The 19,747-nt window shown below is 41.3% G+C and carries 19 protein-coding genes and 1 riboswitch; of the genes, 15 read left to right on the top strand and 4 right to left on the bottom strand.

Annotated features, from left to right (window positions below; all coding sequences use genetic code 11):
• Positions 1-40 precede the first annotated feature (40 nt).
• On the bottom strand, positions 41-1,072 hold the full coding sequence (locus tag NST57_RS19165; RefSeq protein ID WP_138826679.1) for a pectate lyase family protein: 1,032 nt from the start codon (positions 1,070-1,072) through the stop codon (positions 41-43).
• Between the two features lie 489 nt (positions 1,073-1,561).
• Here NST57_RS19165 and sigY point away from each other — a divergent pair, with 489 nt between their 5' ends.
• From sigY to NST57_RS19100, 13 genes are all read left to right on the top strand, one after another.
• A complete protein-coding gene (gene sigY, locus NST57_RS19160) occupies positions 1,562-2,092 on the top strand; it encodes an RNA polymerase sigma factor SigY (protein ID WP_341299083.1) in 531 nt (176 codons plus the stop codon).
• A complete protein-coding gene (locus NST57_RS19155) occupies positions 2,092-2,403 on the top strand; it encodes a DUF5345 family protein (protein WP_142153186.1) in 312 nt (103 codons plus the stop codon). The genes sigY and NST57_RS19155 overlap by 1 nt, the downstream gene beginning before the upstream one ends.
• Positions 2,400-2,612 (top strand): transcriptional regulator, encoded by a 213-nt coding sequence (locus tag NST57_RS19150; RefSeq protein ID WP_142153184.1) that lies wholly within the window; start codon positions 2,400-2,402, stop codon positions 2,610-2,612. Before NST57_RS19155 ends, NST57_RS19150 begins: the two co-directional genes overlap by 4 nt.
• A gap of 308 nt (positions 2,613-2,920) precedes the next feature.
• Complete coding sequence (gdhA, locus tag NST57_RS19145; protein WP_341299082.1) at positions 2,921-4,291, top strand: NADP-specific glutamate dehydrogenase; 1,371 nt, start codon at positions 2,921-2,923, stop codon at positions 4,289-4,291.
• Between the two features lie 83 nt (positions 4,292-4,374).
• A complete protein-coding gene (locus NST57_RS19140; protein ID WP_008345567.1) occupies positions 4,375-4,488 on the top strand; it encodes a hypothetical protein in 114 nt (37 codons plus the stop codon).
• Positions 4,489-4,600: 112 nt separating this feature from the next.
• Entirely contained in the window at positions 4,601-5,983 is a 1,383-nt protein-coding gene (locus NST57_RS19135) for a copper amine oxidase (protein WP_341299081.1), read from the top strand.
• 69 nt (positions 5,984-6,052) lie between these two features.
• Positions 6,053-6,667: a class F sortase gene (locus NST57_RS19130; RefSeq protein WP_341299080.1), complete on the top strand. Its 615-nt coding sequence runs from the start codon at positions 6,053-6,055 to the stop codon at positions 6,665-6,667.
• A 240-nt stretch (positions 6,668-6,907) separates the two neighbouring features.
• Positions 6,908-8,851, top strand: a complete 1,944-nt coding sequence (locus tag NST57_RS19125) for a BglG family transcription antiterminator (protein ID WP_341299079.1) — start codon at positions 6,908-6,910, stop codon at positions 8,849-8,851.
• A gap of 121 nt (positions 8,852-8,972) precedes the next feature.
• The gene (locus tag NST57_RS19120) at positions 8,973-9,278 is read left to right on the top strand and encodes a PTS sugar transporter subunit IIB (protein ID WP_341299078.1); all 306 of its coding nucleotides are present in this window, start codon (positions 8,973-8,975) and stop codon (positions 9,276-9,278) included.
• Between the two features lie 14 nt (positions 9,279-9,292).
• Positions 9,293-10,642 (top strand): PTS cellobiose transporter subunit IIC, encoded by a 1,350-nt coding sequence (celB, locus tag NST57_RS19115; protein WP_142153173.1) that lies wholly within the window; start codon positions 9,293-9,295, stop codon positions 10,640-10,642.
• Between the two features lie 26 nt (positions 10,643-10,668).
• Positions 10,669-10,995 (top strand): PTS lactose/cellobiose transporter subunit IIA, encoded by a 327-nt coding sequence (locus NST57_RS19110; RefSeq protein WP_341299077.1) that lies wholly within the window; start codon positions 10,669-10,671, stop codon positions 10,993-10,995.
• Positions 10,992-12,320 (top strand): 6-phospho-beta-glucosidase, encoded by a 1,329-nt coding sequence (locus NST57_RS19105; protein WP_341299076.1) that lies wholly within the window; start codon positions 10,992-10,994, stop codon positions 12,318-12,320. Before NST57_RS19110 ends, NST57_RS19105 begins: the two co-directional genes overlap by 4 nt.
• Before the next feature lie 117 nt (positions 12,321-12,437).
• The gene (locus NST57_RS19100) at positions 12,438-12,836 is read left to right on the top strand and encodes a hypothetical protein (protein WP_142153167.1); all 399 of its coding nucleotides are present in this window, start codon (positions 12,438-12,440) and stop codon (positions 12,834-12,836) included.
• A gap of 324 nt (positions 12,837-13,160) precedes the next feature.
• Here the strand turns inward: NST57_RS19100 and NST57_RS19095 are convergent, their stop codons facing one another.
• Positions 13,161-14,252: a branched-chain amino acid aminotransferase gene (locus tag NST57_RS19095; protein WP_008345553.1), complete on the bottom strand. Its 1,092-nt coding sequence runs from the start codon at positions 14,250-14,252 to the stop codon at positions 13,161-13,163.
• 359 nt (positions 14,253-14,611) lie between these two features.
• Between NST57_RS19095 and NST57_RS19090 the strand changes: the two genes are divergently transcribed.
• Positions 14,612-16,033: a right-handed parallel beta-helix repeat-containing protein gene (locus tag NST57_RS19090; RefSeq protein ID WP_341299075.1), complete on the top strand. Its 1,422-nt coding sequence runs from the start codon at positions 14,612-14,614 to the stop codon at positions 16,031-16,033.
• Between the two features lie 46 nt (positions 16,034-16,079).
• Here NST57_RS19090 and NST57_RS19085 read toward each other — a convergent pair whose 3' ends face one another.
• Together NST57_RS19085 and NST57_RS19080 are read right to left on the bottom strand one after the other, a co-directional pair.
• On the bottom strand, positions 16,080-17,504 hold the full coding sequence (locus NST57_RS19085; RefSeq protein ID WP_341299074.1) for a sensor histidine kinase: 1,425 nt from the start codon (positions 17,502-17,504) through the stop codon (positions 16,080-16,082).
• 2 nt (positions 17,505-17,506) lie between these two features.
• The gene (locus NST57_RS19080) at positions 17,507-18,187 is read right to left on the bottom strand and encodes a response regulator transcription factor (protein ID WP_445818803.1); all 681 of its coding nucleotides are present in this window, start codon (positions 18,185-18,187) and stop codon (positions 17,507-17,509) included.
• Positions 18,188-18,468: 281 nt separating this feature from the next.
• Here NST57_RS19080 and NST57_RS19075 point away from each other — a divergent pair, with 281 nt between their 5' ends.
• Positions 18,469-19,377, top strand: a complete 909-nt coding sequence (locus NST57_RS19075; protein WP_341299073.1) for a PepSY domain-containing protein — start codon at positions 18,469-18,471, stop codon at positions 19,375-19,377.
• A 225-nt stretch (positions 19,378-19,602) separates the two neighbouring features.
• Positions 19,603-19,712, top strand: a riboswitch (SAM riboswitch).
• Positions 19,713-19,747: the final 35 nt, after the last annotated feature.

Genomic DNA, 19,747 nt, shown 5'->3' with positions numbered 1-19,747 from the left:
CGTTCGGACAGAAGATTTCTGCCCGAACGTTTTTTTGAGATTAAGGATTTACTTTTCCTACACCCGCATTTGATACAACTTCTGATTTCACATTGTTCACGTTAAGCAAAGAGTAGTTATAAGGAGGGTTGTACGTACCTGTTGAAGACGTTGGCAGGCTACCTGTGCTGTTAATATAAGAGTTGTTGATGACATGCCAAGTACCAACTTTACTGCTGTCCCAGCTGCCGATGGCATTTTTCGTGTTTTCAAATACGTTGTGTTCAATTCTCATTTTCGCGCCCATACGTGAATTAATCGCTGTTGTTAGGATGTTTTTGTAATAGTTGTTATACACATGGCCTTCCCCGAAGCGCATAGATGGTACACGAGAGTTCAAGTTTTCAAAACGGTTGTTGTGGAACGTGATTTTTCTGTTGTAGTTATCGTTATCGGAGCTGCCCATCAGCATTGTTTTCCAGCTGTCATGGACATAGTTCCATGAGAACGTAATGTAATCGGAGTCATTTTTCACATCGAATAACCCATCATAGTCATCTTTCCCAGAGTTCAAAGTGTTGTAGAGTTCATTATGGTCGACCCATACGTTTTTAGAGCCGCCTTCGATTCCGATGGCATCTTTATCACCGATTTTGCTGTGATGGATTTTGAGGTTGCGGATGATGACGTTATTGGCGCGCCATACTTTAATACCAATCCCGTTAAATTCGCCGTTTGTCCCTTTACCGACGATGGAGACATTGTTTGTATCTTTCACATCAATTTTATTGGCTGAAGTATTAGAAGGAGTAATCGTTCCGTCTACCACGATTTTCAATTTTTCATTTGTTCCTTTGCTTTTGAGGGCAGCTAATAGTTCATTTCCGGTTTTCACCGTCACCGTTTTACCGCCTTCACCGCCTGTTGTACCGCCATTTAATGTGGAGAATCCTTGCTGATTAAAATTGGCCATAATCGAAGGGCTTTCTGGATATTTCGTTGCTGCTTTTGCCTCTCCATTTGGCGCAAATAATGAAGTCACGAGACCAACCGCTAACACACCAGCTAACATTGGAACTTTTTTCTTCAACATGAACATCTCCATTCTATATTTTGTTTTAATGTAAACGTTTCCAAAATAAGCTGCGATTCAACCGCTCCTCCTTCCTTCGCCAGCATCGCCTCTTTCGGAATGTAGGAAGAGCATAGCACGCAAAAAGGTATCATCGGCTAAGAATTGGAACGAAGTATTCCACGATTTTCAAGGAAACTAAGGCAATGATTATTTCAATTTATCTAAATGAGACAAGGATCATTGACGATAGGTATTGGGGTAACCTAGTGATTATGAAAAGGACGTTCCCCATTTGAAGGAAAATCAAGATGATTACAAAAGCGTCATTTTGTTAGAGACAAAGAAATGTCATAATCATTACATAAGAAAAAAATGGATATCAAATAGATCCATGCGCTGAACAGCAGGTAGAAAAGGCTCCAATTTAAAAAAAGAAGGTCTATTTTAAACGATGCGATCACCGGTGTCGTCTAATCATTAAGAGAAAGAAAGGAAGGAGGGACGTGTTTGGAGCAGACCGAGGAGACTTTATGGATCAAGCGGGCAAAACAGGGGGATGATGCCGCATTTACCGCCCTTTATCGTCATCATTATTCGTTTCTTTACCGTTATTTGATGAAATTGACCCTTCAACAAGAGCTGACAGAGGAGATCATGCAAGAAACGATGCTCAAAGCGTACATGAAACTTTCTTCTTTTAGAGGAGATTCATTATTTTCAACATGGCTCATGTCCATTGCATCTAGACAATTTTTAGATCATCAAAAAAAAAGAAAACGTGAACAAACGAGAGTGGGAAAGGTGAATCAAGAAGCCATCCGCCGTTTCAAATGGGATGTTCAGCAAAAAGGCCATACTTGGCATGACATGTGGGATGCTTTAAATGAATTAAAGGCTCAGGAGAGAGCACCGATCCTTCTTCATTATTATTATGGCTTTACTTACCCTGAAATCGCTTCGATGCTCGGGGTGAGAGAAGGTACGGTGAAATCGAGGGTTCATCATGGGATCAAGAAAATTCGAAAGGAGTGGAACTGATGAAAGAAGATCGTTTCGCCGATCGTTTAAAAGAGGAGCTGCAGCAGCTCGATGAACAAATCGAAGTAGAAAAGCCGAGTGAACAAGCTTTGATGTTGATGCTAAAGCAGGCAAAGGAAAAAGAGAAAAAACGTTTTAAACAAGAAGTGCTGGCGTACATCATCGTCAGTCTGACCATCATGACACTTTTTGCAGCTGCCATTACTCATTTACCCATCATCTTCATTCTTCTCCAAGTGGTGAGCGTTCCGCTCTGTGTGGTCGTCGGCATCAAGGAATATCAACATATTAAAGGGGGATCTTCCTTATGAGTCAGACTGAAATGATCATCTTGTTGTGCGCATTGCCGTTACTGTTTGCACAAGGATTTCTCTTATTTATGGATGCCAAGAAAAGAGGGCGTTATAAATGGTTCTGGGGCATCGTTGGATTAATCAACTTCCCATCTTCTTCTATTTTATATTGGCTGTGTGTTGTCTTACCTGATCGGAAAAGAGGAGATAAGCTCAGAAAAGATTGAAAGACGTTGTAAAACTTTTGACCTTTTTTTTGAATGATCATCATCTAGAAAAAATGAAAGTTTCATGAATGTGTCAAAGAAAGCGGGATATGGAACGTCCAGTTCGTCATTTCTAGCACGATAGTCATTCTTTGAGCGGGTCATTTTCATGACGAAAGGTGATCCTGCTTGATCTATCTCATTTCGGCATCGTTTTCATCTGTTATCAATATTGATCAGTTTTGACAAATGGTGTTAAATTAATCTCAATATGCGTTAGAAAATCTAACAACTAAAGAGTGAGATATTGACAAGGAGGCAGATGAGACATGTTGACCTTAGATCGAGCAGCACAAACAGCACAAAGCTACATCCACCGTGTGCTAGAGGATGTAGAAAAACGGAATCCAGGCGAGGCGGAATTCCAGCAAGCCGTAAAAGAAATACTGGAATCCCTCGTCCCGGTTTTTGCAAAACACCCAGAGTATGAAAAACAGGGGATCTTAGAACGCTTAATTGAGCCTGAGCGGCTTGTGATGTTTCGTGTACCGTGGGTAGACGATGAAGGCAAAGTACAGGTGAACAGAGGATTCAGGGTTCAATTTAATAGTGCTATCGGTCCTTATAAGGGGGGCATTCGTTTTCACCCATCGGTCAATGCAAGCATCATCAAGTTTTTAGGATTTGAACAAATCTTTAAAAACGCACTGACAGGTTTGCCGATCGGCGGAGGAAAAGGTGGATCAGATTTTGACCCTAAAGGGAAATCTGATGGAGAAATCATGCGTTTTGTTCAAAGCTTTATGAGTGAACTCAGTCGTTATATTGGACCTGATCAAGATGTGCCGGCAGGAGATATTGGGGTAGGTGCACGCGAAATCGGCTATATGTTCGGCCAGTACAAAAAAATGCGTGGTGCGTATGAAGCGGGTGTCCTGACAGGAAAGAGCCCTGGCTTCGGAGGCAGCTTAGCGAGAAAAGAAGCGACAGGCTATGGACTGGTGTACTTTATGGAAGAAATGTTAAAAGCCCACGGAATGCAATTTGAAGGGCGATCTGTTGTTGTGTCTGGGTCAGGAAATGTATCGATTTATGCGATGGAAAAAGTATTGGAATTAGGCGGAAAGGTTGTGGCTTGTAGTGATTCAAGCGGAGCCGTTTACGATCCTCAAGGCATTTCACTTGAGACAGTGAAGCAGCTGAAGGAAGTCGACAACCAGCGAATTGGTGCCTACATAGACATTCACCCGCATGCTGAATTGATTGAAGATTGCGAACAAATTTGGTCTCTCCCTTGTGATATTGCGCTGCCATGTGCGACCCAAAATGAAATTTCAGAGTCGCAAGCACAGCAGCTAGTGGCAAACGGTGTCATCGCTGTAGGAGAAGGGGCCAATATGCCGTCCACACTTGGGGCCGTCAAAGTATTTGAACAACATGATATTTTGTTTGCACCAGCAAAAGCGGCAAATGCTGGGGGAGTGGGTGTTTCCGCATTAGAAATGGCGCAAAACAGTGCGAGAATGTCTTGGACTTTTGAAGAAGTAGATGGTCAGTTGAAACAAATGATGCAGTCGATTTATCGTCAGTGTACCGAAACAGCTGAAGAATACGGATACGCTGGTAACTTAATGGTAGGCGCAAATATTGCAGGATTTCGTAAAGTCGCAGATGCCATGATCGCACAAGGCATCATTTAATTCCTGCTCTCCCGCACCTGTTTATTTCATGACAAGATCGGGAATCGTCTTGTAAGAATGACAATAAGGAGGCGCGGGAGAAAATGAAAAAGTGGCTGAAACAAATTGTCAAATGGGCACCAGTGATTTATCCAGTGGTGAGGAAAATATACAAAGAACGAAAAGCATCCAAAAGTCGTAACGTATCAGCCGGGTAATCCGGCTTTTTTTATGAAATGAATGCAACAAAAAAATATATGCTGTGTGAATGATCCATTTCACTTCTCTCTCCGTTAAGTACATAACAAACGGAAAGAGGAGGCAAAACAGATGAAAATGAAAAAAGCATTTTTAACGATCCCACTTAGTGCAGCATTATTATTACCAACTGCTCAAATGGCAAGTGCACACGAAGGACATATGCATGGGGATGCAAAAAAGTCGTCATCATCACAAGAGGTGTCAAATAAAGCAACGGATCTTCGCGCAGCGCTTGATCAGCTCTTCTCAGAGCATGCTTATTTAGCAGTGATCACCATGCAAAAGGGAATTGATGGCAGTAAAGATTTTGATCAAGCAGCCGCAGCGTTAAATGAAAACACGAATGATCTATCAGATGCGATCGCCTCTGTGTATGGAAAAAAAGCAGGGAAACAATTCAAAGAGATTTGGTCAAGCCATATCGGCTACTTTGTTGATTATGTACAAGCGACAGCGAAAAAAGATGAGGCAGGAAAAAAGAAAGCGGTCAAAGAGCTTGATCAATACCGCATGAAACAAGCTGATATGCTTGATAAAGCAACAGGTGGAAGATTGAAAGCAAGTGAACTTGAAGAAGGTTTAAAAATGCACGTCAATGAACTGCTAAAAGCTTTTGATAGTTACACAGAAAAGGATTTTGATACAACCTATGAAACGGTCAGAAAATCCATTCATCATATGTTTGAAGTAGGTAAAGGCGTATCATGGGCGATTACAGACCAATTTCCTGGGAAATTTGATCAAAAATCAGTCGATACTCCAGCCGCAGATCTTCGTGAGGATTTAAACTACTTGTTCTCAGAGCATTTGGCACTCGCAGTAGTGGCTATGCAAAAAGGGAATGATGGCAGCAAGGACTTTGACCAAGCAGCCGCAGCCTTAAATGAAAATACAAATGATTTATCAGATGCGATTGCTTCTGTTTACGGAAAAGATGCAGGAAAACAATTTAAAACGATCTGGTCAAGCCATATCGGTTACTTAGTTGATTATGTTAAAGCGGATGCATCAGGAGACGAGCAAGCAAAAGAAAAGGCTGTCAAAGATTTAGATGTTTACCGTATGAAACAAGCAAAATTCTTAGATCAAGCGACAGGTGGACGATTGAAGGCGGCTGACTTAGAAGCTGGGTTGAAAACGCATATTGATGAGCTCATCAAAACGTACACGTCTTATCATAATGGCGAATATGATCAGCTGTACCCGACTGTCAGAGAAGCATACGGCCATATGTTCATGGTTGGTCAAGATGTCGCATCAGCTATTGTCGATCAGCATCCTGACATGTTCAAATCCAACATGCCAAATGAGATGCCGAAAACAGGTATGGGAGGCACAGCCGGTCCATTAGGTATGTCATATGAAGCATTTGCTGGGATGATTGCAAGTCTCATCTTAGCCGGAGGTGCAGTGGGGGCGTTCTTCCTCATTCGCCGTAAGCCATCAAATTAAACAAGCATCAAGACAAGAAGGAACGTGCACAGTCGTGCCGTTCCTTTCTTCAAAAGGAGGTCGACTTGTGTGAAAAGATGGCTGTTCGGTATTCTTACGCTTTTCATCATCACGGGCTGCGCATCCCAATCAATAGATGAAAAGTCATCCTCTGAAACTGCATCATCTCCTGAGCCAATGACAGCAAAACAAGCCAAGAATCAATCTCATTCACACGACACGTTAAAAGATGAGCCATCGGGTATTGTTCCCGCTGACATCTTCATTCCAGCGATTGATGTCCAAGCAAAAGTGGAGAAAACGACATTATCAAAGGATGGCAGTATGGGTGTCCCGCAAAATACAGATCACACAGCTTGGTTTGAAGATGGTCCGAAGCCTGGTGATAAAGGGAATGCTGTCATAAATGGTCATGTTGATCATAAATGGGGTCCAGCTGTTTTTTATCGACTAAAGGAGCTAAAAAAGGGAGACAAAGTCATTGTGACATCCTCGTCAGGTGAAAAGCGAACCTTTGAGGTTCTCAAGGTGAAAAGCTATCCGCGCGAAGAGAAACCAAATGCTTTTTTCGGGTACGCCTTTACACGGAATCTCAATTTCATCACATGTACGGGAACTTTTGATCATGCAGCCGGTACACATGAAAAAAGATTGGTTGTCTTTACACAACTGATTTCCTCATAGAAAGGCGGATACACGAAGGTGTAACGCCTTTTTTTTCATGAATCCCACAACAGCATCTTAGAAGAAGATTCATAGGTCATTAGATATGGTTGGTTGTATAAATAGGGGCGTTTGTCATATAAATGAGTTGGCAATTTTTATTTCTTTTCAGTAGAATATGAGTAATGAAGAGAACTGTAAGCGTATACAACCTGTCCGAACAAGGCAGATTCTCCACCCTAAATGAAGGAGGCCGATCTAATGCTGAGTAAAAGACTGGCGCACATTTTAAGTCAGCTGATGGCAGCTGAGACTCCTCTCACGAGCGCAGCGCTTTCTGTCAGTTTACAAGTGACAAGCCGCACCATCCGAACAGACATCAAGGAACTGAATGAGCGTCTAGCCCCTTATCAAGCAGCTGTATCAGCTGTTAGAGGCGCTGGCTATGAGCTGTTGATCAACGATGAGAATGCCTTTCGCCGTTTTATGAAGGAAGAAGTCGAACAGGAAGAACCGCTTGCTGTTCTTCCAGAAGAACGAGTTCGATTTATTTTGAAAAAGCTGCTTCTAGCGGAATCATATGTGAAGCTGGAAGACTTACAGGAGCAGCTGTTTATTAGTAAATCGACGATGAGTAATGACATGAAATGGGTCAAACGTAAGCTCGAACCCTTTGATCTGAAGCTGGAAGCAAAGCCGAATAAAGGCTGCCGGATTAAAGGATCTGAGATGAAAATCCGTTATTGCATGTCAGAATATTTATTCAATGAACGGCGTTCCTATCAAACAATGCTGGACACGGCGGTTACGATTTTGCCAAAACATGAGCTGGAATTGATTCACAGAACCATGATTGATTATATCAACGAGGAAAAAATGAATCTATCAGACATTTGCATGAATAATTTAATTGTTCATATTGCTATTGCCTGTAAACGGATTAGACACGGAAACTATGTATCTGTGCTGCCTGAAGAAATCAACGAAATCCCAAGGGCAAAAGAATACAAGGTAGCCAAAAAAATGGTTGAGCGTCTTGAAGGGCTGCTGGATGTCTCATTTCCACAAGAGGAAATCGTTTATATCGCCATCCATTTGCTAGGAACAGCCAAAATGGTACAGTCTTTTTCAACGGGCGGTCAAAAACAAATTGTGGATGATGACACGAGCCGTCTTGTTCAGCTGATGCTGAAAGCCATTGATCAAAAATTGCAGCTGGATTTAGCGGGAGATGCGGAATTGCTGATTGGCCTCAGTTTGCACTTAAAGCCAGCGATCAATCGGTGTAAGTATGGAATGAACTTAAGAAATCCGATGCTTGATGAGATCAAAGCAGGCTATCCAATTGCCTTTGAAGCAGGGATTGTGGCGGGCAGGGTCATTGAAGAAGAGACGGGTTTGTCCATTCACGAAAATGAAATCGGCTATATGGCACTTCATTTTGGTGCGGCCTTAGAGCGCAGGAAAATGGAGATACCACCGAAGCGATGCCTGATTGTCTGTGCGTCTGGTGCAGGGAGTGCAAGGCTACTTCAAGATCGTTTGCGGTCACAATTTGGGTCGAAGCTGACCATTTTAGGCACAGCAGAGCTTTATTCACTTCCGCAAGTCTCTTTACATGGCCTAGATTTAATTATTACGACAATTCCCATTCATATGGATTTACCGATTCCAGTCATTCAAGTGAACACGATTTTAGGAGGCAGTGATTTTTTAAAGATCGAAGAAGCTTTGACGAGTGAAACAAGAGTGACATTAGCCACGCAATTTATGAAAAAGGAATTGGTCTTTACAAAATGCGCTTTTCAAACAAAAGAAGAGGTCGTACACTTTCTCACGCAAAAGGTCATTAAAATGGGCTTAGCGCCAGCAGAACTTACACAATCTGTAATGGAAAGAGAAGAGGCTGCACCGACTTCATTTGGGCATTATACAGCGATTCCGCATCCGATGACCCCACTGACAGAAGAGACGTTTTGGGCAATCTGTACATTAGAAAAACCGATCATTTGGGGAGAGAAAAAAGTTCGATTTGTCTGCTTGCTTTGTGTTGAAAAAGAGAACGCCAAAGACTTAAAAGGAATGTACCGGCTGCTAGGAGAACTTGTCCATCATGTGAAATTTATTCAGCATCTGATCACCTGTGATACCTTTGAAGACATGCTGGATGTGATGGATAAAAAAGCACCTTCGTACAAGAACTAATGGTGTGATATGAACTTTTTCCGCTTCCTAAAGGAAAAAATATGGGTATTTATGAAAGCGTTTTCATAATATGATGAATGTGTAAAGAAAAGCTTCATACTTCAAAAAGGGGGCGTTTACAATGAACATTTTATTGGTTTGTGCAGCAGGTATGTCAACAAGCTTACTTGTCACAAAAATGGAGAAAAGTGCACAAGAACAAGGAAAAGACTATCGTATTTGGGCAGTATCTGGAGATGCTGCAAAAAATCATATTGATCAAGCCGATGTGCTTTTATTAGGACCTCAAGTTCGTTATTTATTACCACAAATGAAAAAACTCGGAGAAGAAAAAAGAATTCCAGTAGACGTCATTAATACGGTTCATTATGGCATATGTAATGGTGCTGAGGTCTTAAAATCTGCTGAACAGCTAGTGAACGGATAAAGGGGGCGGAAGGGATGAATGGATTCAACCGATTTCTAGAAGAGAAGGTTATGCCGTTTGCAGGAAAGATTGCCGCTCAAAGACATTTACAAGCATTGCGTGACGGAATTGTTTTAACCATGCCTCTCATTATCGTCGGTTCACTGTTTCTCATTTTAGCCAACCTTCCGATTCCAGGATACAGCGATTTTATGGCAAGTATCTTTGGAGCCGAATGGGCCACGAAACTTTCCTATCCTGTGAATGCCACCTTTGACATTATGGCACTTGTTGCGACCTTTGGGATCGCGTACAGGTTAGCTGAAAAGTATGCCGTCGATGCACTGTCATCTGGTGCAATTGCTGTCGCAGCTTTCCTCCTAGCCACACCATATCAAGTACCGTTCACACCTGAAGGATCAACAGAAGCTATCCTAGTGAATGGCGGTATTCCCGTCACACTGATGGGCAGTAAAGGGCTATTCGTTGCCATGATTATTGCCATGCTTTCCACCGAAATTTACCGCTTTATTGTACAGCGGAATATCGTCATCAAAATGCCTGATGGTGTACCGCCAGCAGTTAGTAAATCGTTTATCGCACTTATTCCAGGTTTTGTGGTCATCACGCTGATCTGGGTCGCTAGGCTTCTGATTGAGATGACACCTTTTGAGAGTATTCATAATATCATCACGGTCTTAATCGGCACACCACTATCCATTCTTGGTGGAAGCTTAGGCGGAAGTATCGTTGCCATCGGTGTACAAATGCTCCTCTGGGCATGTGGTATTCACGGAGCCACCATTGTCGGCGGAGTCATGGGTCCGATTTGGCTCGGTGCGATGGATGAAAACCGTCTTGCCTTCCAAGCAGGAGAAGTGCTGCCGAATATTTTCACAGCGCAGTTCTTTGAAATCTTTATCAATGTCGGCGGAAGCGGCGCGACGCTTGCTTTGGTACTGACCATGATCTTGCGTGCGAGAAGTAAACAAATGAAACAGCTTGGCCGTCTTGCGATTGGGCCAGCCATCTTTAACATCAACGAACCGATCATTTTTGGAATGCCGATTGTGATGAACCCAATGCTTCTCATTCCGTTTATCCTTACGCCAATTATGATGATCATCACCACATATATCGGAATGAGCACAGGACTTGTGGCAAAACCGGCAGGGATCGCTGTTCCGTGGACAATGCCGCCAATCATTTCAGGCTATCTCGCAACAGGCGGAAAAATCTCTGGCGCGGTCATGCAGCTGATCAACCTTGCCTTGTCATTTGCGCTATACTATCCATTCTTTAGAATGTGGGATAAGCAGAAATTGAAAGAAGAAAATGAGCTTGAAGCAAAAGCATCAACAGATGAAAATGTCGTCAGCATGTAATAGAGGGAACAAGGGGGATGCGGCCGATGGAAATGGAACAAATTGTGTTTCAACTCATCTTGCACGGTGGGAATGGCAGAAGCTCAGCCATGGAGGCCATTACATGTGCAAAGCAAGACAATTTTGATGAGGCGAAGCAAAAATTGCAGGAAGCACAAGACGCGTTAAATGAGGCGCATCACGCACAGACAGAGTTGATCCAAGGAGAAATCAGAGGAGAGAAAACCGACATCAGTCTCTTAATGATTCATGCACAGGATCATTTGATGAACGCAATGACTGTCAAGGAGCTTGCGGCTGAAATCATTGAGCTCCATAAAAAAATGAAGCAATTCGGAGGTGTCAATTCATGAAAGATGGAATCAAAATTGTCACAATAGGCGGTGGATCAAGCTATACGCCTGAGCTGGTCGAAGGATTTATCAAACGGTATCATGAATTGCCTGTGAAAGAATTATGGCTTGTGGATATTGAAGCAGGTCAGGAAAAGTTGAACATCGTGGGTGCCCTTGCAAAACGAATGGTCGAAAAAGCAGGTTTGCCGATTGAAGTGCACCTTACTCTTGACCGCCGGGCAGCTCTGAAAGATGCGGACTTTGTCACGACACAATTTCGTGTAGGGCTGCTCGAAGCCAGAGCCAAGGATGAGAGAATCCCGCTCAAATATGGCGTCATTGGACAAGAAACGAATGGTCCAGGCGGGTTATTTAAAGGTCTACGCACCATTCCAGTCATTCTAGACATCGTGAAGGATATGGAAGAGCTTTGTCCAGATGCTTGGCTGGTGAACTTTACAAATCCAGCAGGCATGGTCACAGAAGCGGTGTTACGCTACACGAATCTGAAAAAAGTGGTCGGTCTATGCAATGTGCCGATTGGAATCAAAATGGGCATTGCAAAAGCGCTGGATGTCGATGTTGAACGCATTGAGGTACAGTTTGCAGGGCTCAATCACATGGTCTATGGCTTAGATGTGTATTTAGACGGGGTCAGCATTATGGATCAAGTGCTCGATGAATTAGGAAATCCAAATAGCCAGTGGTCCATGAGGAATATTGAAGCGAAAAACTGGGAGCCTTCTTTCGTCAAAGGCTTAGGGGTCATTCCATGTCCGTATCATCGTTATTACTATAAAACGAAAGATATGCTGGAGGAAGAACAAAAAGCGGCTCAAGAAAAAGGAACAAGAGCAGAGGTTGTGCAGCAAGTCGAGCATGAACTATTTGAGTTATATAAAGACCCCGATTTATCGATTAAACCGCCGCAGCTCGAAAAAAGAGGCGGAGCTTATTACAGCGATGCAGCATGTAATTTGATCAGCTCCATTTATAATGACAAACATGACATTCAACCGGTAAATACAGTGAATAGAGGAGCGATTGCGAGCATTCCAGCCGAATCGGCGGTTGAAGTGAACTGTATCATTACAAAGGACGGACCAAAACCAATCGCGACAGGTGATCTGCATGTGGCTGTGAGAGGACTCGTTCAACAAATCAAGTCCTTCGAGCGTGTGGCAGCTGAAGCTGCTGTGACAGGAGATTACGAAACAGCTCTTGTCGCCATGACGATCAATCCACTCGTTCCATCTGACGAAATTGCAAAGAAAATCTTAGATGAAATGCTGGAAGCGCACCGTGAATATTTACCGCAGTTCTTCAAATCAGTGAATACTTAAAATAAAATGGCCCCTTAATGGGGTCGTTTTTTATGATTTTTTCATATGGAAACCGGAGAAAGCAGTGTATGATAGAAAAAACAACAAGTACTGCTTCAAAGAAAGGACGGTTAGAATATGGTAGCAATTGGGTTAATGCTTTACGGCTTTATCGTTCAACCTCTACTGAGTTATGGCACAGTGGCCTTGTTTTTGTATGGAATCATCGCATCATTTATTGGTCTGATTCGGCATAGACAGGATGTGTGGATGTATGTTCTCCGCCTGCTCGTTTGTTTTACCATTCCAGTAACCAATCTGCTAATGTATTTCGCAACCATTGGTGGAGATGAAAGAGACTTTGATTTCCAGCCGATGCCGCCTGTTTATGATCTTGTTTTTATCCTAGAAATCATCATCGTCTTTTTACCAGAGATCTTTTTACTGATCGAAAGAAAGCGGAATATCAAAGGGAAACAGTGGATATATGCAGGGTCCATTGTGGGGATATCGGTCTTGTTTTGGTGCACGATTTGATGGGAGGCTGACTGACATCTAAGTCTTTTTCGCCTTTTTATTGCGTAACCTCTTTCGTCTCACTTTTACAAAAGTAATGGAAAGAACAAAGATAGAAATCCCGAAAAACTTAAATAGAAAACGGGTGAAGAACGGTGAATCGTCGAAACCTGTAGCTATGATGGTTGATCCGATGCAAATCCCAAAGAACGCAAGTAAATAAGTAAAAAACATACCATCACTCCTTAAACGTGGAATAGATCCATATTTTCCATTATGAGGTAGTGGAGGAGATAAAGAAACAAAAAAAGAACCCTTCATCAAATGAAAGGTTCTTTCGCTTGCTTATGCCTGCTTGACGACCGAATCGACTTCTACTGTCCAGCCGAAGATGTCTGGCTGAGTTCCTTTTTGGATTCCGGTAATCGCTTCGTACAATTTCTTCGATACTTCGCCTGTTTGACCATTTTGAATGACGTATGGCTGATCGTGATAAATTAATTCACCGACAGGAGAAATGACGGCTGCCGTTCCTGTCCCGAAGATTTCTTCAAGTTCACCGGATTGATGTGCTTCGATTAACTCATCAATTGAAATTTTACGTTCTGTCACAGGGATTTCCCAATGCTTTAACAGCTCAAGCACAGAATTCCGTGTGATCCCTTCTAAAATGCTGCCATTCAGTTCAGGCGTCACGATTTCTCCATTGATTTTAAAGAAGATATTCATACTGCCGACTTCTTCAATGTACTTTTTCTCGATGCCATCAAGCCACAGGACTTGTGAAAATCCTTTCGTTTCAGCAACTTGCTGTGCTTTCAAGCTCGATGCATAGTTTCCAGCTGTTTTGGCATTTCCTGTTCCGCCTTTAACAGCGCGGACAAATTCGTTTTCCACCGCAATTTTGACCGGATGGATGCCTTCTTTATAATAAGAACCTACTGGAGATAAAATGATGATCAGCTTGTAGGTGCTTGACGGTGCAACACCTAAATAGGGCTCAGTAGAAATAATGAATGGTCGAATATACAAAGAAGTGCCCTCTGCATCAGGTACCCAATCCTTATCAATGCGAATGAGTTCATTTAAGCCTTCTAAAACCGTTTCTGTATCAATTTGTGGGATACATAGGCGGTCATTTGATCTGTTTAAGCGTTCCATATTTTTTTCGGGACGGAATAAGAGAATCTTTTGATCCTCAGACACATACGCCTTCAAGCCTTCAAAAACAGATTGGCCATAATGATAAACCATAGAAGCTGGGTCCATTGGAATCGCCTGATAAGGGATAATTCTCGGATCATACCAGCCTTTATCAATTGAATAATCCATCACAAACATGTGGTCTGTGAAGATTTTTCCGAATTCAAGTTGATCAGATTGAGGTTTTGGTTTTTTTGTTGAACTAAGTTCAACGCGGATGGGTTGTTTTGGCATCGTAAATCTCCTTGCTGTTTGATTATTTGAAAATTCTAATAATATGAAATAATTATGATTCTATTCTATACCTTCACAAAATATTAGCAATAGGTTTTCTGGAATTCAGACAAGAAAAATCTGTTAAAGCGCTTTCCTCCTCTCTGTCGTGGTTTTACTGAAGTTTCCGCTTAGAAATAAAATCCAATTTCATTATTAACTGATTAATCTGACAATTTAAAAGCGATTTGTTTTCCTGTAAGATATTCTTTCAACCATACACCTTTTGACTAGTACATTGCAAGGGGCATTGCCATATTTTAATCCTCTTTTTTTTAACCGATAAAGGGAGAAGAGAATGGAAGGGAGCAAACAACGAGATGAAACGAATGATATTAGGCGCCTTATTGATTTTATTGATGACCGCCATTAGTTTTGGCTGTCAAGCGATGACGGAGGAGGCTGGTGCGAAGCAAGGTACTGCCTATTACGTCGCAGCAAATGGGAACGACAAACATCCAGGGACGAAGCAAAAGCCTTTCCGTACGCTGAAAAAAGCGGCAAGTATCGCAAAAGCTGGGACAACAGTTTATATGAGAGGCGGTACATACAAAGAGACATTGATTGTCCGTCATTCTGGAACAAAGAAAGCACCAGTTGTTTTTCAAGCGTATGGAAAAGAGAAGCCTGTCATTAGTGGAGCATCTCTTAAAGGAAATCAAGCAGACGGTGGTCTTGTGAAGCTTGATCAAAAGAGCTATATCACCCTGAAAGGCCTGACAGTCGGACATATTAAAACGAATAAAGAAGATGTGACACCCATCGGTATTTTCATCACAGGCAGCGGCAAAGGAGTCAAACTGCTTAACAACCGTGTGTACGACATTCAGACGACCCATCAAAATGGGAATGCCCATGGGATTGCGGTCTATGGAACGAAAGCACCTGCAGCCATTGAAGATATCGAAATCAAAGGAAACACTGTGGAAAAATTAAAGCTGGGTTTTAGTGAAGCTCTTGTGCTAAACGGAAACGTTAAAAAATTCCGCGTGACACATAATACCGTCCGGCATACGGACAATATTGGTATCGATATGATTGGTTTTGAGAACGTCGCTCCTTCTAAAAAGTATGATCAAGTGAGAAATGGTGTCGTATCTAGAAACAAAGTTTATGAGATTACGAGTGTTGGGAATCCAGCGTACGGCAAGGACATCTCTGCAGGAGGAATCTATGTGGATGGGGGGAAAGACATCGTGATCGATCATAACATCACCCATCACAATGACCTTGGGATTGAGGTCACAAGTGAACATAAAGGAAAGATGGCTGAGCGCATTCGCATCGAACACAATCAGGTCTATTTGAACCGTTATACAGGCATTTCAATTGGCGGCTATGACAAGAAGCGCGGCGGAACCACAAACACAACCATCTCCCATAACATTTTGTACAAAAATGACACAGCCGGCTTAGAAGGCGGTCAATTGCTGATGCAATATCAATCGGTGAACAATCGAATCACGAATAACATCATGACTGCTAGTGCTTCTCATTACTTAGTCGTGAATCTCTACGAAGTGAACAAGAAGAATACATTCCAAAAGAATGTCTACGATGATCGTAAAGGTGCAAAAGCATCACAGTGGGTATGGCGCGGGAAATGGATGGAAGGCTACAAAACATATCGCTCGAAAAGCGGTCAAGATAAAGGATCAGCACACCTCAATCCCCAATATGTGAATGAGAAAAAATATGATTTCCGTCTTAAGGCATCATCACCTGCTAAGAAAATCATCTGAAAAATTGAGATGAACCCCAAAATCATAAGATTTTTGGGGTTTTATTTCATTCGGATTGTAAGGGCAGGATCATTGAAAATATACTCCCTTCCCCTTTCACACTTTGGACAGTCAGATCGCCACCATGTAATGAAAGAATGGATTTGGAAATAGATAATCCTAACCCTGCGCCACCAAACCTTCTAGAACGGGAGTTTTCTTCACGGTAAAATCGATTAAAAACAAAAGGAATTTTCTCTTTATCAATACCACTTCCGTTATCTTGAACAGATAACACAATGTGTGTTTCATTTTGGTATAACTTAATTTGAATGATTCTGTTGGCATGATTGGTATGCTGAACGGCATTCATAAACAAATTGAGAATGACTTGTTTGATCTTATCAATATCCACGCAGGTGAATACGCCGCTCTCAACATGATACATAACATGTCCGTCGCCTGCCAAAAGATCAAGTTGATGTTTCATCTCTTGTAATAATTGATCTAAATAGACAGGTTCTTTTTGGAGAGTAGGCGCTTTATCTAGTTTAGCAAGTGTTAATAAATCTTCCACAAGACGCTGAATACGGGTTAATTCAGCATGCATATTTCTTAAAGACAAGTCCATTTGTTTTGGTGTGGTGGCCGCTCCTCGTAACAGCACTTCTAAAAACCCCCGAATGGATGTCAGTGGTGTTCTGAGTTCATGAGAAGCATCAGAAATGAAATGTCTCATTCGTTCTTTTGCTCTCCGTTCCGCGTCAAATGCTTCTTCAATTCGTTTCAGCATAGCATTTAATGAAACGGAAAGAGCTTGGATCTCATATTGCCTAGGAAATGAAGGGAGTTGTTGGTGTAAATTATTTGCATCAATATGTTTCATCAAGCGAATGACTGTAAATAAGGGTCTCAGTGCGATGGATAAGACAAAATAAAGGATAGTAAATCCGATGAACAAAGCCATAAATGATATGAGTGCATAGTTTTTCATCTGCTTATAGAGAATATCTGTGAGACCCACTGTGAAGGAGCTCATTTGAATTGCACCGACTACTTTTCCATCTATACGAATGGGTTCAACAACGACAAGAATTTCTTGTCCTGAATGTTTATTCAACAGTTGATAATTAAGTCTTTTTTTCGGTTGAAGAAAGTGACGGTATGTTTTCTTGTTTAATGTTGGGACAGACCCTGCATGAGGATCTTTGGACAATACGGTGACTTTTTCATGAGTAGAGACAAAAGCGACACTCACTCCTGGAAAGAAAGCATTTGGGATGTTTGATTTTTCTAATGCAGAGGGTTCGCTATGTTCAAGCCAAGTTTCTCCAGGGACGGATAAAATATGACTTTGCAGGCTAAGTGCTTTGTTTTCATATAAAAACTGCTTCATAAAGATAAACTGAAAATAACCAATTGCAACAAGTAGGAAGAAAAGGATGAGAAAAGAACCAAACAATAGCTGAATACGTAATGACCGAATTCGCATGCTCATTGAATATCCAATCTATAGCCTGTACTCCTAAGGGTACGTATCATTTTGTGATCCTTGTCACCAATTTTATCCCGTAAAGAACGGATATACACTTCGACAATATTGTCCTCCCCATTAAAATCATAGCCCCAAACCTTTTCTAAAATAGTTGATTTGCTCAATACAATACCATGATTGACAATGAATAACTTTAACAGTTCATATTCCGTGGCAGAAAGCTTTAATACCTTTTGGTTGAAGCGAATTTCCTTTCTTCTGTCATCAACTTGAAAAGGGCCAATAGATAAATCACTTAATAAGTAAGGGAATTGATTACGCAGTCTCGCTTGAATTCTTGCAAGAAGCTCATCAAAGCTAAATGGCTTCATCATATAATCATCTGCTCCGCCACACAAACCTTTGATTCGGTATTCCACTTCATCTTTTGCAGTCAGCATAATAATTGACGTTTGACATATCCTCTTCATCAATTTACATACTTCATAGCCATCCATACCTGGCATCATCACATCCAAAATGCATATGTGTGGTTGAAACGTTTTAACGATGTTTAAAGCGGATAGACCATCAGCGGCTGTTTTAACTTGAAAACCCTCATTTTCAAGTCCCAATGTTAAAAAGTCGACAATGGCTGGTTCGTCATCGACTACAAGCAATTTAATATGCTGATACTTCATGATCAAGACTCCTTCCAAAAAGCTCATGCCTTTATTATTTTGTGTTTAGCTGAAAGTATCCTGAAAAACAGCTGAAAATGAGTTGAATGAAAGATATGCTATTTTTTCCATGCTTCAAATGTGCAAAAAACATCCCTTAATATCAAAGAATGTCACATCCAAAAAATATGTATAAGTTTTCAGCTTATTTTCAGGTGGCTTTCAAGTGCTTCTCAGATTGAGGGTGTAGAATCGCTAGTGTTGGGAGAAGCTCAACAGTAAATTTGAGGAGGCATTTCATTATGAAAGGACCATTTAAAGTATTATCGGGAGCTGCTTTAGGAACAATTATTTCAATTAGCTCATTAACATCGGCACATGCTGCTGTATTGCATAAGGAAGGTGACGTTGTCCAACAAACAACTAAGCAAGAACAAACGGCTGTAACAGAAGGCACTGCGCAAAAAATGGCTTTAAAAAATTGTTCAGGTGTCATTCAATCGACTTCTGTAAAAACTGAAAAGTCAGTAACAGTCTATGTGGTGAAAATTCTTGGAGAAGATGGTAAACAGCACACGCTGAAAGTCAATAGTCATACAGGAAAAATCATCAAGCATGAAACAACAAAAAAAGAAAAAGCAATTAACAAGCAAACCGCTCAAAAGATTGCTTTAAAAAATGTAAATGGTGTTATTCAGTCATTAGAAATGAAAAAAGAGGATCAGACGTATGTTTACGTCGTTAAGATACTAGGTGAGGATGGTAAACAGCATGTAGCCAAAATCAACTGTCAAAATGGAAAGGTGATCTCACACCAATCTAACAGTCAAACGATTCGTATTTCAAAATCAAAAGCAGAAACGATTGCACTCTCTAAAACAAAAGGTGCCATTCAATCAGTACAATTAAAAAAGGATACAGATGCCTATGTTTATGTGATAAAAGTATTGGGTGAGGATGGGAAAGCTTACACGTATCATATCAATTGTGACAAGGGTCCAGTGATGAAACAAAAAGTATCTGCAAAAGCAGAGGGAATCACAAAACAACATGCAAAAGAGATTGCATTAAACAATACCACAGGTGTAGTAAAAAATATGCAATTGAAGAAAGAAGGAAATGTGACAATTTATGTCATCAAAGTCGTTGATCAATCTCAAAAAGAGACAACCGTGAAAATCAATGCAAACACAGGTAAAGTCTGCTCATAATCAAACATTTCGGCACATTTCATTTCTTTTTCATGACAGTTCCAAAACTACCTAAAAACACGCAAATCTTACTCCTGATAGTCAATGGCTATCAGGTTTTTTGACGATCCGTTTTCTTTTTGATCACAGTGGTAAATTTAAAATATTCAAAAAAGTCATTGACATTAATGAGACATCACATTAAAGTAAAGAAGACATTTCAACTAAAACAAATTTCATACGGATCTCTTATCAAGAGAGGCAGAGGGACTGGCCCTATGACGCCCAGCAACCGTTTCTAACTAAGAAATTGGTGCTAATTCCTGCAAAGCTGTTACAGCTTTGACAGATAAGAGAGGAAGACTTCCCGATACATGTTTCATGCAACGGT

This window comes from Bacillus sp. FSL M8-0077, assembly GCF_038050255.1.
In the GTDB taxonomy this organism is placed as follows: Bacteria; Bacillota; Bacilli; order Bacillales; family Bacillaceae; genus Bacillus; species Bacillus altitudinis.
Note: the sequence above shows the minus strand (reverse complement) of the source record. Positions and strands in the feature narration are given on the sequence as shown.

What these genes read in the sequence shown, in the direction of transcription:
- NST57_RS19165 (WP_138826679.1), bottom strand. Translation starts at nt 1,072, where the DNA reads ATGTTGAAGAAAAAAGTTCCAATGTTAGCTGGTGTGTTAGCGGTTGGT.
- NST57_RS19155 (WP_142153186.1), top strand. Translation starts at nt 2,092, where the DNA reads ATGAAAGAAGATCGTTTCGCCGATCGTTTAAAAGAGGAGCTGCAGCAG.
- NST57_RS19150 (WP_142153184.1), top strand. Translation starts at nt 2,400, where the DNA reads ATGAGTCAGACTGAAATGATCATCTTGTTGTGCGCATTGCCGTTACTG.
- gdhA (WP_341299082.1), top strand. Translation starts at nt 2,921, where the DNA reads ATGTTGACCTTAGATCGAGCAGCACAAACAGCACAAAGCTACATCCAC.
- NST57_RS19140 (WP_008345567.1), top strand. Translation starts at nt 4,375, where the DNA reads ATGAAAAAGTGGCTGAAACAAATTGTCAAATGGGCACCAGTGATTTAT.
- NST57_RS19135 (WP_341299081.1), top strand. Translation starts at nt 4,601, where the DNA reads ATGAAAATGAAAAAAGCATTTTTAACGATCCCACTTAGTGCAGCATTA.
- NST57_RS19125 (WP_341299079.1), top strand. Translation starts at nt 6,908, where the DNA reads ATGCTGAGTAAAAGACTGGCGCACATTTTAAGTCAGCTGATGGCAGCT.
- NST57_RS19120 (WP_341299078.1), top strand. Translation starts at nt 8,973, where the DNA reads ATGAACATTTTATTGGTTTGTGCAGCAGGTATGTCAACAAGCTTACTT.
- celB (WP_142153173.1), top strand. Translation starts at nt 9,293, where the DNA reads ATGAATGGATTCAACCGATTTCTAGAAGAGAAGGTTATGCCGTTTGCA.
- NST57_RS19110 (WP_341299077.1), top strand. Translation starts at nt 10,669, where the DNA reads ATGGAAATGGAACAAATTGTGTTTCAACTCATCTTGCACGGTGGGAAT.
- NST57_RS19105 (WP_341299076.1), top strand. Translation starts at nt 10,992, where the DNA reads ATGAAAGATGGAATCAAAATTGTCACAATAGGCGGTGGATCAAGCTAT.
- NST57_RS19100 (WP_142153167.1), top strand. Translation starts at nt 12,438, where the DNA reads ATGGTAGCAATTGGGTTAATGCTTTACGGCTTTATCGTTCAACCTCTA.
- NST57_RS19095 (WP_008345553.1), bottom strand. Translation starts at nt 14,252, where the DNA reads ATGCCAAAACAACCCATCCGCGTTGAACTTAGTTCAACAAAAAAACCA.
- NST57_RS19090 (WP_341299075.1), top strand. Translation starts at nt 14,612, where the DNA reads ATGAAACGAATGATATTAGGCGCCTTATTGATTTTATTGATGACCGCC.
- NST57_RS19085 (WP_341299074.1), bottom strand. Translation starts at nt 17,504, where the DNA reads ATGCGAATTCGGTCATTACGTATTCAGCTATTGTTTGGTTCTTTTCTC.
- NST57_RS19080 (WP_445818803.1), bottom strand. Translation starts at nt 18,187, where the DNA reads ATGAAGTATCAGCATATTAAATTGCTTGTAGTCGATGACGAACCAGCC.
- NST57_RS19075 (WP_341299073.1), top strand. Translation starts at nt 18,469, where the DNA reads ATGAAAGGACCATTTAAAGTATTATCGGGAGCTGCTTTAGGAACAATT.